The organism is Hyphomonas sp. (assembly GCF_013823385.1).
Classification (GTDB): Bacteria; Pseudomonadota; Alphaproteobacteria; order Caulobacterales; family Hyphomonadaceae; genus Hyphomonas.
The window spans coordinates 1-15705 of sequence record NZ_PNMA01000008.1; the positions used below are offsets into that span (position 1 = coordinate 1).

Sequence of the window (15705 nt, forward strand, 5' to 3'; positions counted from 1 at the left end):
CCAAATGGGGCCATGTCCACATCGTCCATGTCGGCGACCATTGGCGCGCCTACAAGAAACCCAAGGCCATCAAACCGAGCTGGGATGATCCTGTCTGGGAAAGCCACACTGCGCCAAACCTCGCTGGCGTTTTTCTAGAAGAGTCCAAAACTCCTCCAACGGACGAAATCTCTCCATCCGGCACTGTTCTCCTCCCCCGCCTGCGGGGGAGGTGCCCCGCAGGGGCGGAGGGGGGAGCCCCACATCCCGACACCTCCTAGCCTCCAGCAGCCCCACCCCATCCCTCCCCGCAAGCGGGGAGGGATGGGGTGGGGCCGCTCTCGGTAAAAAACACGCCCACCCGGCCGCGCCCCCCCGCGCGTTCCGGCCAAACCCGCTGGCAAAAACCCGGTTACCCCGCCCGGCGCCGTCTCTGGCGCAGGCCGCGGGCCACCGGCGCGTCTTCCTCCAGCGTGAAGCGCTCCACCAGCCGGGCGATGAAGGCCGACAGCTGGTCGCGCACTTCATACGGCGCTTCCATCGGCAGGAAATGGGATGTGCCGCGCACCGCCCGCATCATCAGCGACGGGTTCTGCTGGATGATCTGGGCACGCACCTTGTCGGAGATCACCGAATCCCGGGTCGGGCGCATGATAACGATGGGGATCTTCTTCTTGCGGACCTTTTTCAGCGCGGCCCAGGGCGCATGGCGCTGGGCGCCAAAGGTCTTGGCTTCCCATTTCGGCGTGCAGGTCAGCGCCCAGCGCTGGGTTTCAGCGTCCTGCGCGCCGCTGTCCACCCCGTCGATCCCGTCGAGCAGATAGTCGGCCAGGAAAGGCTCGCGCCAGGACTGGAAAGCCCCGCGCCCGGTATAAGAGGTCAGCGCCTCGCGGAACGATCCGAACTCGCCCCGGCGCTTCTTCGCCCGCGACGCCATCTTGTTGCGCGCAAACAGCCAGTTGAAAGGCGGGAACACATGGTTCCAGAAATAGGTCTTCCGTGAAAGGATCACCGGATCGGCCAGCACCAGCCCCTTCACCAGGTCGGGCCGCTTGCCCGCCACCAGCAGGGCCACGCATCCGCCCATCGAATGCCCACCGAGAACAACCCCCTGCGGCGCTTCCTTCTCAAGAAACTCGATCACATCATCGCGGTAGCGGTTCCAGCTGGAAAGCCCGCCCTTGGTCGGGATCGTGGTGCGGCCATGCCCGCGCATGTCCAGCGCGCCGATCCGCGCCCGCAGGCCCAGCGGCGCCAGCAGGGACTGGTAGGTCATGGCATTGAAGCCGGTCGCATGGATCCAGATGGCGGCAAACGGCTTGATCGGATCGCCGAACTCGATCCCGGTCATCTCGCCGCCGGATTTCATCTCTTCGCGGAACCGGCGCATCAGCAGCGATCCCCGCCGCGCGCCGCCGCCGCTTCACAACATCCCAGCACCCGCGCCTCCCGGTTTTCTTCTCTCTTCACCGATGGACCGTGCCCTGCGGCCACTCCTCTGCTGACTTTCCGCATATCGGCGGAGGACGCAACCAACTGGCCGGGTTTCTTCACGTTACTCTACTCCCCGTGACTCGCCAGCAGAAACACGCCGGCTTTGGAAACTCTACAAGAGCGTTTCGCGGAAATGAAGGGACGGGAAGCCGCGCCGCCCCTACAGGAAGCATCTTACGCCGATTTCATGATCCCCCTATTGACCACGCTTGTAGTCAGAAGTATTGACCACGTGTGTAGTCGATAGGGTTCCCGCCATGATGCAGATCTCCGCCGCCGAACTTGAAGTCATGGGGGTCCTCTGGGAAACCCCTGGCCTCGCCGCGTCCGATGTCCATGAGAAACTGGGCGACGGGAGAGACTGGAATGTCCGCACGGTCAAGACCTTCCTCGCCCGCCTGGTCGAGAAAGGCGCCCTCACCACCAGCGAGGATGGCCGCCGCTATCTCTATTTCCCCGCCATCGACGAGGCCGAATACAAGGCCAAGGCCGCCGGCCAGTTCGTGGACCGGGTCTTCTCCGGCCGCGCCGCGCCGCTGGTGGCCCACCTCGCCGACACGCGCGGCCTCACCAATGACGATATCGCCGAACTCGAAAAGCTTCTGGGGGAGCTGAAGAAATGATTGTCCAGCTTCCGGATACCTATCTGGCCCACGCCCTCGAGACGGTGATCGCCGTCACGCTGCTGCTCATCCTGGTGCTTGCTGTCCGCAAGCCGGTGGCCCGGCATTTCGGCGCCGGCACCGCCTACGCCCTCTGGCTGCTGCCGGTGGCCCGGCTGGTGCTGCCGCCCCTGCCCCATGATGTGCAGACGTCCCTCTTCAGCTGGTTCCGGCTTCCCCCGGTCAGCGATGTGAGCCCTGTCTCCGCCATCACCGGCGCGGCCCGCGAAACGGCCACCTCCTCCCCGGCGCTGGCCAGCACTGGACCCGCGATCCCGGCCGACATCCTGCCCGCTGCCCAGCCGGTTATCGCGGAAGCGCCTGCCCCTCTGCAGCGCCTCATCGAAACGCCAGACCTTCTGTTCTATGCCGGCATGACCGTCCTTGCCGTCTGGCTCGCCGGCGCGCTCTACCTGCTCGCCCGGAGCCTCTACACCCACAGTCAGTTCATGACTGTGGTGGAACGTGAAGGCCAGCCGGTGACCGGCGCGCTCGAAGCGCTCTCGATCGAGATCGCCCGCGAGGCCGGCCTGAAGCGGATGCCCCGCATTGTCACCAGCCTGATCTCCAGCGGCCCCTTCGTTACCGGCCTCTTCCGCCCGGCTGTGGTGCTGCCTGCTTGGTTTGCCGAGGACTATTCCCGTACCGAAGCCCGCGCCGCCATTGCGCATGAACTGACCCATGTGAAGCGCGGCGACCTGTGGGCGCTGCAGGCGTCCGAAATCTTCCTCGCGCTGATGTGGTTCAATCCGCTGGCCTATATCGCCCGCCAGGCTTTCCGCACCGATCAGGAAGCGGCCTGCGACGCCGATGTGCTGCGCCGCGGCCATGCGAGCCCCCATGCCTATGGCTCGACGCTGGTGAAAGCCGTGCGGATGCAGATGCCCGCCCGCATTGCGCTGACCACCAGCCTGCCCCTCACCCACGCCCTCAAGGAAAGGCTGAAGCTGATGTCCTACCCGGCCCCTGACTCCCGCCGCCGCTGGATCGGTTTTGGCGCCGCCGTGCTCCTGGGCACCACCGCCCTGGTTGGCACCGCCTCCGTGGCTGCCGCTGGTGAAAACCACCGCAAGGACCTCAAGATCCAGAACGGCACGCTCTGGCTCAATGGCGAGAAGATCGACAACCGCCAGATCGTGCTGCTGACCGATCCGGTGCAGGACATCATGCCCAATCCGCCGGTGCCGCCGGAAGTTGAGCAGCTCTCAGCCCGCATCGCCGCCGATGTGGCGGAGCTGACCGGCCCGGAAATGCTCGGCGATGCGATCAACATGAGCAAGGATCCCGACTTCATGGAGATCACCCGCCTCAGCACAGAGCTGGCAATGATGGGCGCCAGCCTCGGCACGCAAGCGGCCCTCGAGAGCATGTCGATGAACTTCGCCGGCATGTCGGAAGACGAAATCGAAGCCTGGTCGGAAGCCTTTGAAGCCCGCATGGAAGCCAAAGCTGCCGAAATCGAAGCGCGCGCCGCCGAGATGGAAGCGAAGATGGAGCAGCGCTCCGCCGTTCTGGAAGCGCGGATGGACCGGGCCTCCGAAGCGCGCGCCGCCGAACTCGAGCGCCGCATAGAGGCCAACGCCGCCCGGATCGAAGCGGATGCTGCGCGCATCGAAGCTGAAGTCGAGCGCCATTATGGCAAGGATTTCGAGGCCCGGATCGAAGCGCGCGCAGCGGTGATCCCGGAACTGGTCGAGGAGTGCGTCAAGCTCAACCTGGCCGAAGGCGAAACCCGGATCGTCGAGCGCAAGACCGATGACGGCCTGAGCGTGAAGATCGCCTGCGCCGCCGGGGGCAAGGACGTGCTGCGCACTGAAAAGACGGTAGGCTTCATCAACTCGAATGCCGGCCTCAGCGAAGCGGAAAAGGCCAAGTTCCGCAAGCAATCCTCGGCCAGCGACAAGCACACCTTCACTTACTCCACCAAGACCAGCACCGGTAAGACAAAGGCTGCGCCTATCCCTCCGGCGCCGCCTGAAGTCCCAGCAGATCTGCTCGGAGAGGAGAAGCATACGAGCCTCTTCCCCTTCCCCCCGGCCCTGCGCCTGAATGAGGACAGCTGCGGCGCGGCCTGAACCAGCGCTTCCCGCGCCCGGCAGTTGCGGCTAGGGTCGAGCAAAAGCTCACCCCCCTCCGGAGGCCCACCTGCATGATGATCCGCTTTGCCCTGGCTGCCATGGCGCTTGCCTCGCTCGGCGCCTGCGCCACTCAGCCTGAGCCCTGCACCACCGAATGGGTGCAGTACCGCACCGACCGCATCCTCGGCAAATTCGCCATGGAGAATCGCGGCCTCGTCAACGACCTGCGCCGCCTGACCCGGGAAGACGGCCGGGTTGATCCGGTGCAAAGCGTGATCCTCGCCGCCAAGACCGAAGACATTCAGCGCTTTGCCCGCAGCTTTGAAACCGTCGTCGTGCCGGAACTGAACTCGGCCATCGCCCAGTGCGGGCGGCATGAGAATTTCGTGCCGGCCTTCACTCAGTTCCTCCGCAATGAAGGCGTGCCGGAAGCCTCCCTGCAATGGATCGGCCCGATCCTGGCGATCGTCCAGGCGATGCAGGCGGACGGGCAGCTCCAATCCTCCCCGCGCCCCTGATCTGCGGAGGACAGACATGCAAACCCTGATCGTTGTTCCCGCCCGCTATGGCTCTACCCGGCTGCCCGGCAAACCGCTGGCCAAGATCGCCGGCAAGACGATGGTGAGCCGTGTGGCAGACCTTGCCCGCCGCGCCGCCGCCCAACTCGGCAAGGGCACCGAATGTGTCGTCGCCACCGATGACACACGCATCCTTGAATACTGCCGCGACAATAACATCAGTGTCGTGATGACCGACCCGGCCCTGCCTTCAGGGTCTGACCGGGCCCTCGCCGCGGTCGATGGGCTCGGCATGAGCCCGGATTTCGTAGTGAACCTGCAGGGCGACGCGCCCTTCACGCCGGTCTCCCATGTGGTGGCCGTGGTCAAGGCACTGGAGAAGTCCGGCGCCGATGCGGCCACGCCCTATATCCAGCTGAGCTGGGCCGCGCTCGACCAGCTGCGCGCCCACAAGGCGGAGACCCCCTTCTCCGGCACGACGCTGGTGCGCAATCCCAAGGGCCAGGCGATCTGGTTTTCCAAGAACATCCTGCCGGCCATCCGCAAGGAACCCGAGCTCCGTAAGCTGAACGATCTCTCCCCGGTCTGCCAGCATGTCGGCCTTTATGGCTTCCGCCTCGACACGCTGCGCCGCTACTGCGCCATCGCCGAAAGCTATTATGAGCGCCTTGAGGGGCTCGAACAGCTGCGCCTGATCGAGAACGGGTTCACCGTTCAGGCCGTCGAGGTAAAGCCCGGCCGGATCGCCATTCCCGGCATCGACACGGCCGAGGACATTGCCCTAGCCGAACGGCTCGTTGCCGAACTCGGCGAGCCGGACATCGCCTGACCCATGGCCCGCCTGTTCGTCGTCCGCCATGGCAATACCTTCGACAAGGGTGATACCGTCACCCGCGTGGGCGCTCGCACGGATCTGCCACTGTCGGTCTCTGGCCGCGAGCAGGCCCGCCTTCTGGCGGACCACTTTGCCGGGACGGCGTTCATCGCCGCTCTCTGCTCCACGCTTGTCCGCACCCGGCAGACGGCCCGGGCGATCCTCCGCCAGCGGAGCGACAGCCCTGCCCTGCTGATTGCGCCTTTCCTCACCGAGATTGACTACGGCCCGGACGAAAACCAGCCGGAGGACGCGGTTGCCGCGCGTCTTGGACCGGCACTGGAGGCCTGGGACCGGGACGGCACGCCGCCGCCTGGCTGGCAGGTTGACCCCGGCGCGATCCGTGACGGCTGGCGCGCCCTGCTGGCGCGGGCGGCAGGGTTGCCGGAAGACGCCAACGCGCTGGTCGTCACCTCCAACGGCATCGCGCGCTTCCTGCCCGATGTGGTGGACGAAATGCCCGGCGGCCTTGACCGGAAACTGAAGACCGGCGCCTGGGGGGAGCTGATCGTGACGCCGGCGCGCAGCCAGCTGCTCACCTGGAACCAGCGGCCCTAGGCTTCAGGCAACATCCCGCTGGATGTCAAACCGGATCGCGGCAGGCCCGCCGATGGGCAGCACGAAGGCGACCGTCGTGCCCTCGCCATAGATGGAGGAGAGCAGCATCCGCCCGCCATGCATTTCGGCGAAGGATTTGGTCAGGGCAAGGCCAAGGCCGGTGCCCTGATGGTTGCGATCCTTGGATTCGGCCACCTGCTCGAAAGGCTGGGCAAGGCGCGGCAGATCCTCGGCCGGAATGCCGATACCGGTGTCGGTGACGCCGAAATAGATGTCGGTGCCGCGCTGCTCGACACGCACCGTGATGGTGCCGCCGCTGTCGGTGAACTTGATGGCGTTGGAGAGAAGGTTCAGCATCATCTGCCGGATGGCGCGGTGATCGGCGTCAATGTCGGGCAGGTTGTCTTCAGCCTCCAGCACAAGGTTGATCGCCTTCTCCTCGGCCTTGCGGCGGATCATGCGCATTGCGGCGTCCACCGGGTCAATCGGATCAATCGGCTGTGGGCTGATGGTCATCTTGCCCGCTTCGATCTTGGCCATGTCGAGGATGTCGTTGATCATGTCGAGCAGGTGCTGGCCGGACATGAGAATGTCCTTGGCATATTCCTTGTACGACGGATCTCCCAGCGGGCCGGCAAGCTCATTGGTCATGATCTCGGAGAAGCCGATGACGGCATTCAGCGGCGTGCGCAGCTCATGGCTCATATTGGCCAGGAAGGCAGACTTGGCGAGGGCGGCGCGCTCTGCCTTTTCCTTCTCTTCGGAATATTTCCGGCTGAGCTCACTTAAATAACCCTCGGAGCGTTCCAGATCGAGCGCGGCGCGGCGCAGTTTTTCCTTCTGCTTCTTCAGTTCGTCCTCATTGCGGACATTCTCGGTCACATCGATGCCGACGGTGATCAGCCCGCCATCCGGCGTGCTGCGTTCCACCATCTTCAGCCAGCGGCCATTGCGCAGGGCGAGCAGCGTCGTGCGCATGTCCTCCTCGGACCGGCGCTCGCTGGCCACCGCCCCTGCCCGCGCGATCAGCACGGTGTCATGGCTCATACCCGGCCGCAGCGTATCCTGCAGGCCGAAATCCAGCGCGAAGGCGCGGTTCCAGTAGAGCAGCCGCTTGCGCGTGTCCCAGAGGGCGAAGGGACCGTTGAAGCCTTCGATGGCGTTGCGCAGGCGGCGCTCGGCGGTCTTCACCCGGTCTTCGGCCTGCTTGCGCTCGGTCGCGTCCATCATGATGCCGCCGAAGACGGTGGTGCCGCTGACAGGATCGGTGGAGACGCTGCCGCGCATCTCGATCCAGCGCAGCGGGCTCGTCTGGGCAATGAAGGTCAGGTGAACCCAGCCGATGCTGCGGGCCTTGGAGAAACCCTCCTTCACATAGCTGCGGCTTTCGACCGGCACACGGTCGAGCAGTTCCTCAAGCGCCACCCGGCCCGAGCTGGCAATGCCGACAAGGTCTGCCGCCCCTTCGCTGAGGAACAGGGCGCCGGGGCCCTGATACCATTCCCAATAGCCCGCCCGCGCGCCGCGCATCACGAGGCCGAGGATACGATCGGACTCCTCATTGCGGGTTTCCTGGATGGCAATTTCGCGCTGCCGCTGGGAAAGGCGCCGCGAGAGGCCGAACAGCGTGAAGGTCGGCGCGGCCACCAAAAGCGCGAAGATGGCAAAGCTCAGAAGATCGGCGCGGGTGATGAGGGGCTGGCGGACCGCGACACAGACCGACAGCGCACCGCTGCCCGCCGGGGCGCAGGCCGTGGCCGCGCGTGTGCCGCCGGCGGAGATGATCCGGGAACGTGCCGTGCCCGCAGCGGCGGCGGCCGCCGCCAGCGTCCCGTCGCCGAGGCCCAGCGTATTGCCTTCGCCGTGCAGCGTGATGCGGCCCCCCTCAGCGGGCGCCGGCAGGAGGCGGGCAGCCTGCGTCAGCGCCATCACCGGGTTGCGCTCATCCAGCGCCGACAGGAAGACGATGTCTCCGTGGGACGAAAGGCCGATCAGGGCGCCTTCTTCCATCATTTGGCGCGCTGCCGCCACGCCGGCGCCGAGGCGCGAGGTTTCAGGCGACTGGGAGGCATCCCTCAGCGAAACGATGGCATCGATGCCGGGCGTGAGGCTGGCCGTTTCGGCGCGCGGAACGCTGCCACCTTCGGCAATGGAAATGGCCGTGATGGCGACATTCGCCGCCGCCTCGATCCGCGCGGCAAGGTGGCGGGCTTCGCTCTCGATCTGGGCAAGACGGCTGGCTTCGGCGGTCTGGCGCTCATGCCAGGCCTTGAGGCCAAGGGCGAGCGCCAGGAGGCCGAGGATCAGCGGAACCAGAACGCGAAGCCGGCGCGCCTCAGCCTTTGCTGCAGCATTGTCTGCGGCAGCAGCTGGTTTCAGCTGAGAACGGGCCTGCGATCTTGCCAAGGTAGAGCCTGACGCCTGCTACTTCCGGGAAACAGTCAGCCTACCTTTTCCGCCCGAAACATTGACCGCTCGTTAACAAAGTTAGCTGTGGAATTAACCTTTGGCGTCCTCGTCGAGGGCGCGGCTGGCAATGTCCATGGCATTGGGCGAAAGCCCTGCCGCAATCAGGCGTTTGAGGCAGGCCTGCGCCTCCGCGCCCGCCTTGGGCTCCAGCAGGCGCCATTGCTCGAACGCCGTCATCAGGCGCGCGCCCAGCGCGGGGTTGGCCTTGTCGGCAGCCAGGATCGTCTCTTCCACCGCCCGGTAGCCCGAGCCATCGGGGGCATGGAAGGCGGCGAGGTTCTGCATCGCAAAGGCGGCGACCACCGAGCGCACCCGGTTGGGATTGCGCAGGTCAAAGTCCGGATGGGCAATCAGGCGGCGGACATCTTCGGCCGTGCCAAGGGCGGCCTGAACCGAGAACCATTTGTCCATGACGAGGGCATTCTGCTTCCATCTGGCTTCAAAATCGGCCAGCGCCTCGTCCTTGCCTGCCCCGGCCGAAACGGTCAGCGCGCGCAGGGCGGAGAGCTGCTCGGTCATGTTCGGGGCGTTGCGGTAAAGGCCGAGCAGGGTGTCGCCTGCGTCGCCGCGCCCGCCCAGCAGCATGATGAAGGCCGAGCGCAGCGCGCGGATGGAGGCCTGCTCCGCGCCCGGATTGTAAGGCGCCGGAGACGGCTGCGCGATGGTCTGGGTGATTTCCGGGGCCAGCTCGGCGGCAATGGCTGCCTGCAACTTGCGGCGGGCCGCCGAGAGGGCAACCGGATCGGCAGGCTCCCGCTCCAGGAACAGCTCGCCCACATCCGGCAGGCGGGTCAGCAGTGCGGCGAAGGCCGGGTCGCCCATCGCGCCGCGAACGGCCTGGCCGATGGCACCCACGAGTTCGGTATCGGGCGCGGTCTGCGAGCCATCTGCCAGGGTGAGGATCTCTTCCTTGATCAGGGTCTGCAGACCGTCCCAGGTGTTGAACGGATCTGTCTCGGCCCGGACAAGCGCCAGCCGGTCATCCCGGCTGAGCGCGCGCTTGAGGCGCACGGGCGCAGAGAAATCGCGGTTGAGCGAGACAAGCGGGCGGGCGCTGCCGGCCGGCAGGCGGAACACCATTTCGGCCCGCTCGGTATCGAGCACATAGAGGAAGGGTTCTGCGGCGCGGTCGCTGGCGGCGACATGCCCGCCCTTGCCGTCCAGCAGGGCGGAGAGCAGCGGCACGGGCACCGGCTTTTTCACCGGCTGGCCCTGGGTGGGGCGGGTGTATTGGGAGAGCTTCACCGTCAGGGTGGAGCTTGCCTCGTCCCAGCTTTCCTCCACCGTGATTTCCGGCGTGCCGGCCTGGGCATACCAGCGGCGGAACTGGGAAAAGTCCTGCCCCGTCGCCTCTTCAAAGCAGGCGTAGAAGTCTTCGATCGTCACCGCCTGGCCGTCATGGCGCTCGAAATAGAGGTCCATGCCCTTGCGGAAATCCTGCGTGCCGATCTGCCTGCGGAGCATCCCGATCAGCTCGGAGCCTTTCTCATACACGGTGGCGGTGTAGAGATTGTCGATGGCGGCGTAATTGTCCGGGCGCACCGAATGGGCGAGCGGGCCGGCATCTTCGGCAAACTGGCGGGCGCGCAGCTTGATCACATCCTTGATGCGCTGCACCGGGCGCGAGCGCATGTCGGCAGAGAAGTTCTGATCCCGGAAGACCGTGAGGCCTTCCTTCAGGCAGAGCTGGAACCAGTCGCGGCAGGTGATGCGGTTGCCGGTCCAGTTGTGGAAGTATTCATGCGCCACGATGGATTCGATGGCTTCGAAATCAAGGTCGGTGGCGGTGGCTTCATCCGCCAGCACATAGGCGGAGTTGAAGATGTTGAGGCCCTTGTTTTCCATGGCGCCGAAGTTGAAGTCTCGCACGGCCACGATGTTGAACACGCCGAGATCGTATTCGCGGCCATAGGCTTCCTCGTCCCAGCGCATGGAGCGTTTGAGGCTGTCCATGGCCCAGGCGGCGCGGGCGGCCTCGCCCTTGTCCACATAGATGCCGAGATCGACATGGGCCCCACTGGCGGTGGTGAAGCTGCCCGTCAGCACATCATAATCCCCTGCGCAGAGGGCGAAGAGATAGGCAGGCTTTTTATGGGGATCGTCCCATTCGGCAAAATGCCAACCGCCCTCCAGATCACCCGCCTCCCCCGGCGTGCCGTTGGAGAGGAGATGAGGATAGGTCGCCTTCTCCGCTTCGATCCGCACACGGAAGCTGCTCATCACGTCGGGACGGTCAGGATAATAGGTGATGCGGCGGAAGCCGATGGCTTCGCACTGGGTGCAGAAGCGGCCGCCGGAAATGTAAAGCCCCGAAAGGGCGGTGTTCTTCTCCGGCGAAATCTCCACCACCGTTTCCAGCGTGAACGGGCCGGAGGGCGGCGCAAGAAGCGTCAGGCCGTGATCGTCCAGCGCATAGTCTGACGGCGGCAGGATCGAGAGGGCGGCCCCTTCGGCAGCCAGCCGGATCGATTTGAGCGTCAGGGCCTCCCCATCGAGCCGCATCGGGCCGCTGCCTGCCGGGGTCACCTTCAGCGTGGCGCGCACCTGCGTGGCGGCGGGGTCCAGCCGGAACTCCAGGCGGACCTCATCGATCGAGAAGGGATAGGACGTATAATCGGCAAGGCGGATGGCGACAGGGGTTTCAGTTCGCATCAATCGGGTCTCCGGGAGAGGTGACAGGGCTGCAGGGATACCGGAGCAGGCCTGCGCCGTCGAGGCCCGTTGCCCACGCGGCAGGCCTCTGGCAAAGGGAGGCCATGCGTTCTCCTCCCTCCTTGCTGCTGATCCGCAGGCTGGCAGCCTTTGCCGCCCTGATGGTTGCCATTGTCATTGCCTATCTGTCGCTGATGCCGGTGGATGAGGGCCCGGCGCCGGTCTTCACCGACAAGGTGAACCATTTCCTGGCCTATGCAGGGCTTGCCGCGCCGCTGACGCTTGCCCTGCATCCCAAGCGCTGGCTGAGGGCGGTGATCGTGGCCACGGTGTACGGGATCGGCCTCGAATTTGCCCAGGCCATGGGGGATGCGGGCCGCGAAGGCTCGGTGCTCGACGCGGTGGCCAACCTCCTGGGCGCGCTGGCCGGCGCGGCGCTGATCCGTTTCGCAGCGGGCGTGCGGCCCTGAATTACTCGGCGGCGGCGGTTTCTTCTTCGAGGCGATAAACAGACCGCAGGATCTTGGCGCAGCGCGCCGCGACCGGGCGCAGCTCCTCGGGCACATTTTTCGGATTGGCCGCGGCAAACTCGGCAATCTTGCGGGCCACGCGGAACAGATCGGGCGTATGGGCGATCATCCGGGCCTGGTGTTCGACACGGGCGGGGTCGCGGTCATATTCGGTGGCCGGCACCCGCCAGCCGCTATTGGCGCCGTCATCGGTGGCAACGGCCGGATAGGTGCCCGGCTGCACGCCGAGGGACACCTGCCCCTCGCCGGAGCGCCATTTCATCAGGCGCCGGACGACCCGCCACTGCTCGATCAGCGTGTCATCCTCGTCATCGTCCTCGCTGCGCTCCAGGCGCAGCATGGCTTCTTCGGACACAAGCTCATGCGCCTGAAACAGCCGGCCGAGGCCGCAATCATAGGTGATGCGCAGGGGCTCATCGACGCCCTTCACCCATTGGGGCACCACGCGCTCGATCGGCACCCAGGTGCCCACGGGCTTTACGTAGACCCGCTGAGACTTGTGAAACAGCGCCTTGGCCATGACAGACCCCACCTCGATCAACCCCTATACATGCCAGAGGAGTATGTCCCTGAGGTAAGCACAATCGATCAAATTTCCCCGAAGTCACAGGCGATTTTGTTTCCCTTGGGTCACGGCTTTCCGTGTGCGTAAAGCGCGCTATGGTTCCTCATCAGCGATAAACGAGACACGCCCGCAAGGGCGATTGGGAGCCTGACGCGCCATGAATTTCGATTTTTCCGAAGACCAAAAGTTCCTTGCCAACGAAGCCCGGAAGTTCCTTTCGCAGGAATGCACCACGGCGGTCGTCCGCACGGTTCTGAACGACGACAAGAAAGCCTATCACAAGGAGCTGTGGGGCAAGATCGGCGAGATGGGCTGGCTGGGCGCGGCCATTCCGGAAGAACATGGCGGCCTCGGCCTCGGCATGCTGGAGATGTGCGTGCTGGCCGAAGAAATGGGCCGCGCGATTGCGCCGGTGCCGTTTGCCTCCACCGCCTATTACCTCACCGAAGCGGTGAAGCTGGCCGGCAATGACGGCCAGAAAGCCGCTATCCTGCCGAAGATCGCCGCGGGCGAAGTGATCGGCGCCTATGCGGCCAGCGAAGGCCCCGGCCATCCGGACGCCGCCAACCTCAAGACCACCTTCGACGGCAAGACCCTGACCGGCACCAAGATCCCGGTGACCGATGGCGACATCGCCACCCATGCGGTTGTTCTGGCCAAGGAAGGCTCGGGCGCCTCGCTGGTGCTGGTCGACCTTTCCGGCCCCGGCGTTACCCGCAAGACCGTCCAGACGCTCGACCCGACGCGCAGCCATGCCGAGATCACCTTCTCCGGCACCCCGGCAGAGCGCCTTGGCGGCAAGGGCGAAGGCGAGACGCTGAACGATGAGCTGCTCAACCGCGTGGCGGTTCTGCTGGCCTTTGAACAGCTGGGCGGCGCGTCCGTCTGCCTCGAGATGGCCAATGACTATGCCAAGAACCGCTACGCCTTCGGCCGCCCGATCGGGGGCAACCAGGCGATCAAGCACAAGCTGGCCGACATGTATGTGAAGAACGAAGTGGCGCGGTCCAACTGCTATTACGGCGCCTGGGCGCTTTCCACCGGCGCCGCCGAGCTGCCGGAAGCGGCCGCAGCCGCCCGCGTCGCCGCGTCGGAAGCCTACTGGTTTGCCTCGAAGGAGAACATCCAGACGCATGGCGGCATGGGCTTCACCTGGGAAGTCGACTGCCACCTCTTCTATCGCCGCGCCAAGCTGCTGAACGTTCAGGCCGGCGCGCCGAAGGTCTGGAAGGAAAAGCTGGTGCGTGCACTTGAGGCCAAGAATGCGGCCTGAGGCATCTGCCTCTTACGGAAGGACCGGGCGGCAGGAGATGTCCCGCCGCCCGGCGCCCGGATTATTCTGCCACAGCGGCGGCAGGAACGCCCGGATAGGTGTTCGTGCCGGCAGACTTCCAGGTGAGCGTATCAGCCGGGGTGTTGCCGGGGCCGGTGAAGACCTGCAGCGTTGCGGTGTCGTAGGAGATGTCGAAGTTCTCGATCACGGCATTCCCCTCGCCCGAATAGGTCGAGTAGTTGTTGAGCGTGGCGTTCGTCAGCTTCCAGACCTGACGGCCCGGCGCGCCATCGGTGGTCATCGTGATCTGCAGGGACGGAACGCTGGTGCCGTTGATGACGTGGCTCAGAACCTTGACGGACGAGGTGTCGAAGCTGCGCGTGACGTAGAGCGAGCCGGTGTAGAGTTCGGACCGCTTGGGCTCGACCGGCATGTAGGTTTCCGGATCATAGACCGGCTGCTGCGAGACGCTGAAGGTCAGGTTGGTGGCCGGAATCTTGGTTCCGCCGACATCGATCTCGATACCGGCATGGGCGAGCCCTGCGATCAGCAGAGAAGCCGCTGCGGCACCGATGAACCTGCGAGATTTCGTAACGACTTGCGACATGAGTATCCGTCCCTTTTTCTTTTAGCGCCCCCGGCGGAATCGCCCCGGCGCCTGCGTGTCATAGGACGCCGCAATTCCGGATGGAATATGGCAACACGCTGGCAGCATCCGCACACGGCAAAAAAATCCGGGGCCAACCCATCCGGGGACAGCCCCTCCCCGCCCTACCCCATCCGATAATCAGAACAGAAAACTCAGACGACAACGAACGGAGTGCCCCATGGACTTCAATGATACCCCCGAAGAAGCCGCCTTCCGCAAGGAGGCCAATGACTTCCTCTCCAAGCATCTTGAGCTGAAGGCCGGCGCCAAGCCGCGCCAGGCCAACGAGTCTGCCCTTGCCCGCGCGAAAGCCTGGCAGAAGACCAAGGCGGAGAACAAGTTCGCCCAGATCACCTGGCCCAAGGAATGGGGCGGCCGCGGCGGCACCTCGATGGAAGCTGTCATCTGGGGCCAGGAAGAGGCCAAGTATGACGCGCCGACCGGCCCGTTCGCCATCGGCCTGGGCATGTGCATCCCGACCGTGATCGCGTTCGGCTCGGACGAGCACAAGAAGAAGTATGTCCAGAAAGCCCTCTTCGGTGAGGAAATCTGGTGCCAGCTGTTCTCCGAACCCTCGGCCGGTTCTGACGTGGCGGGCCTGAAGACCCGCGCGGTGAAAGACGGCGACCATTGGGTGATCAATGGCCAGAAGGTCTGGACCTCGGGCGCCCACTATTCCGACTACGGCATTCTGCTGGTCCGCACCGACCCGAAAGTACCCAAACACAAGGGTCTCACCATGTTCATCGTGAACATGAAACAGCCCGGCGTGGAAGTCCGCCCGATCCACCAGGCCTCCGGTGGCCGCGAGTTCAACGAGGTGTACTTCACCGATGTGCGCATTCCTGACAGCGACCGTCTCGGAGAAGTGGGCGCGGGCTGGAAAGTGGCGCTCGTGACGCTGATGAACGAGCGTCTGGCCGTGGGCGGCTCGCCCGGTCCCGACTGGGGTGAGATCATGGCCTATGCCAAAGAGGCGGGCTCTATGGACGATCAGGCCTTCCGCGAGAAGCTGGCCGACTGGTATGTCGCCGCCCAGGGCTACAAGCTGACGAAATTCCGCACGCAGACGGCCCTGTCGCGCGGCCAGACGCCGGGCCCGGAAAACTCGATCGGCAAGATCATCACCGCCAACCATCTGCAGGACATCTGCAACTCGGCCATCGAGATGCAGGACCATTACGGCATCATCACCGAGACCGACCGGATGCCGGCCGATGCGATCTTCCAGCAGAGCTTCATGTGGGCGCCGGGCCTTCGCATTGCGGGCGGCACCGACGAGATCCTGAAGAACATCATCGCCGAGCGCGTTCTGGGCCTGCCCCAGGATGTGCGCGTCGACAAGGACCTGGCCTTTGACGAGATGAAGTCCGGCTGATCGGCCGTCCCCTTCAAGAAACAGGA

Annotated in this window: 13 protein-coding genes and 1 pseudogene; 9 read left to right on the forward strand and 5 right to left on the reverse strand. The window is 65.1% G+C overall.

Annotated elements, in window-relative coordinates; genetic code table 11:
• A pseudogene (locus tag C0456_RS06815) lies at positions 1-260 on the forward strand (hypothetical protein); the annotation flags it as partial.
• A 131-nt stretch (positions 261-391) separates the two neighbouring features.
• Here C0456_RS06815 and C0456_RS06820 read toward each other — a convergent pair.
• Positions 392-1369 (reverse strand): alpha/beta hydrolase, encoded by a 978-nt coding sequence (locus tag C0456_RS06820; protein ID WP_291049929.1) that lies wholly within the window; start codon positions 1367-1369, stop codon positions 392-394.
• 361 nt (positions 1370-1730) lie between these two features.
• On the opposite strand from C0456_RS06820, the gene C0456_RS06825 reads away from it, so the two are divergent.
• The 5 genes from C0456_RS06825 (at position 1731) to C0456_RS06845 (ending at position 6163) form a co-directional block, all read left to right on the forward strand.
• Positions 1731-2096: a BlaI/MecI/CopY family transcriptional regulator gene (locus C0456_RS06825; RefSeq protein ID WP_291049931.1), complete on the forward strand. Its 366-nt coding sequence runs from the start codon at positions 1731-1733 to the stop codon at positions 2094-2096.
• Positions 2093-4210 carry a M56 family metallopeptidase gene (locus C0456_RS06830; RefSeq protein ID WP_291049933.1) on the forward strand — a complete coding sequence of 706 codons (2118 nt, stop codon included), beginning with the start codon at positions 2093-2095 and terminating at the stop codon, positions 4208-4210. The genes C0456_RS06825 and C0456_RS06830 overlap by 4 nt, the downstream gene beginning before the upstream one ends.
• A 74-nt stretch (positions 4211-4284) precedes the next feature.
• Positions 4285-4731, forward strand: coding sequence for a hypothetical protein (locus C0456_RS06835; protein WP_291049935.1), 447 nt, complete (start codon positions 4285-4287; stop codon positions 4729-4731).
• 16 nt (positions 4732-4747) lie between these two features.
• A complete protein-coding gene (locus C0456_RS06840) occupies positions 4748-5560 on the forward strand; it encodes a manno-octulosonate cytidylyltransferase (RefSeq protein WP_291049937.1) in 813 nt (270 codons plus the stop codon).
• A 3-nt stretch (positions 5561-5563) separates the two neighbouring features.
• Positions 5564-6163, forward strand: a complete 600-nt coding sequence (locus C0456_RS06845; protein WP_291049939.1) for a histidine phosphatase family protein — start codon at positions 5564-5566, stop codon at positions 6161-6163.
• A gap of 3 nt (positions 6164-6166) precedes the next feature.
• On the opposite strand, the gene C0456_RS06850 is transcribed toward C0456_RS06845, so the two are convergent.
• Together C0456_RS06850 and pepN are read right to left on the reverse strand one after the other, a co-directional pair.
• Positions 6167-8569 (reverse strand): PAS domain-containing sensor histidine kinase, encoded by a 2403-nt coding sequence (locus tag C0456_RS06850; RefSeq protein ID WP_291049941.1) that lies wholly within the window; start codon positions 8567-8569, stop codon positions 6167-6169.
• 93 nt (positions 8570-8662) lie between these two features.
• On the reverse strand, positions 8663-11284 hold the full coding sequence (pepN, locus tag C0456_RS06855) for an aminopeptidase N (protein WP_291049943.1): 2622 nt from the start codon (positions 11282-11284) through the stop codon (positions 8663-8665).
• A gap of 104 nt (positions 11285-11388) precedes the next feature.
• Between pepN and C0456_RS06860 the strand changes: the two genes are divergently transcribed.
• Positions 11389-11754, forward strand: coding sequence for a VanZ family protein (locus C0456_RS06860; protein ID WP_291049945.1), 366 nt, complete (start codon positions 11389-11391; stop codon positions 11752-11754).
• A 1-nt stretch (position 11755) separates the two neighbouring features.
• Here C0456_RS06860 and C0456_RS06865 read toward each other — a convergent pair whose 3' ends face one another.
• Positions 11756-12334: a hypothetical protein gene (locus C0456_RS06865; RefSeq protein WP_291049947.1), complete on the reverse strand. Its 579-nt coding sequence runs from the start codon at positions 12332-12334 to the stop codon at positions 11756-11758.
• Positions 12335-12536: 202 nt separating this feature from the next.
• Between C0456_RS06865 and C0456_RS06870 the strand changes: the two genes are divergently transcribed.
• Positions 12537-13652, forward strand: coding sequence for an acyl-CoA dehydrogenase family protein (locus C0456_RS06870; RefSeq protein WP_291049949.1), 1116 nt, complete (start codon positions 12537-12539; stop codon positions 13650-13652).
• Positions 13653-13713: 61 nt separating this feature from the next.
• Here C0456_RS06870 and C0456_RS06875 read toward each other — a convergent pair whose 3' ends face one another.
• Entirely contained in the window at positions 13714-14259 is a 546-nt protein-coding gene (locus C0456_RS06875; protein ID WP_291049951.1) for a type VI secretion system tube protein Hcp, read from the reverse strand.
• A 220-nt stretch (positions 14260-14479) separates the two neighbouring features.
• Between C0456_RS06875 and C0456_RS06880 the strand changes: the two genes are divergently transcribed.
• Entirely contained in the window at positions 14480-15679 is a 1200-nt protein-coding gene (locus tag C0456_RS06880; RefSeq protein ID WP_291049953.1) for an acyl-CoA dehydrogenase family protein, read from the forward strand.
• The last annotated feature ends 26 nt before the right edge of the window (positions 15680-15705 follow it).

What these genes read in the sequence shown, in the direction of transcription:
- C0456_RS06835 (WP_291049935.1), top strand. Translation starts at nt 4,285, where the DNA reads ATGATGATCCGCTTTGCCCTGGCTGCCATGGCGCTTGCCTCGCTCGGC.
- C0456_RS06820 (WP_291049929.1), bottom strand. Translation starts at nt 1,369, where the DNA reads ATGCGCCGGTTCCGCGAAGAGATGAAATCCGGCGGCGAGATGACCGGG.
- C0456_RS06860 (WP_291049945.1), top strand. Translation starts at nt 11,389, where the DNA reads ATGCGTTCTCCTCCCTCCTTGCTGCTGATCCGCAGGCTGGCAGCCTTT.
- C0456_RS06865 (WP_291049947.1), bottom strand. Translation starts at nt 12,334, where the DNA reads ATGGCCAAGGCGCTGTTTCACAAGTCTCAGCGGGTCTACGTAAAGCCC.
- C0456_RS06875 (WP_291049951.1), bottom strand. Translation starts at nt 14,259, where the DNA reads ATGTCGCAAGTCGTTACGAAATCTCGCAGGTTCATCGGTGCCGCAGCG.
- C0456_RS06845 (WP_291049939.1), top strand. Translation starts at nt 5,564, where the DNA reads ATGGCCCGCCTGTTCGTCGTCCGCCATGGCAATACCTTCGACAAGGGT.
- pepN (WP_291049943.1), bottom strand. Translation starts at nt 11,284, where the DNA reads ATGCGAACTGAAACCCCTGTCGCCATCCGCCTTGCCGATTATACGTCC.
- C0456_RS06830 (WP_291049933.1), top strand. Translation starts at nt 2,093, where the DNA reads ATGATTGTCCAGCTTCCGGATACCTATCTGGCCCACGCCCTCGAGACG.
- C0456_RS06870 (WP_291049949.1), top strand. Translation starts at nt 12,537, where the DNA reads ATGAATTTCGATTTTTCCGAAGACCAAAAGTTCCTTGCCAACGAAGCC.
- C0456_RS06840 (WP_291049937.1), top strand. Translation starts at nt 4,748, where the DNA reads ATGCAAACCCTGATCGTTGTTCCCGCCCGCTATGGCTCTACCCGGCTG.
- C0456_RS06825 (WP_291049931.1), top strand. Translation starts at nt 1,731, where the DNA reads ATGATGCAGATCTCCGCCGCCGAACTTGAAGTCATGGGGGTCCTCTGG.
- C0456_RS06880 (WP_291049953.1), top strand. Translation starts at nt 14,480, where the DNA reads ATGGACTTCAATGATACCCCCGAAGAAGCCGCCTTCCGCAAGGAGGCC.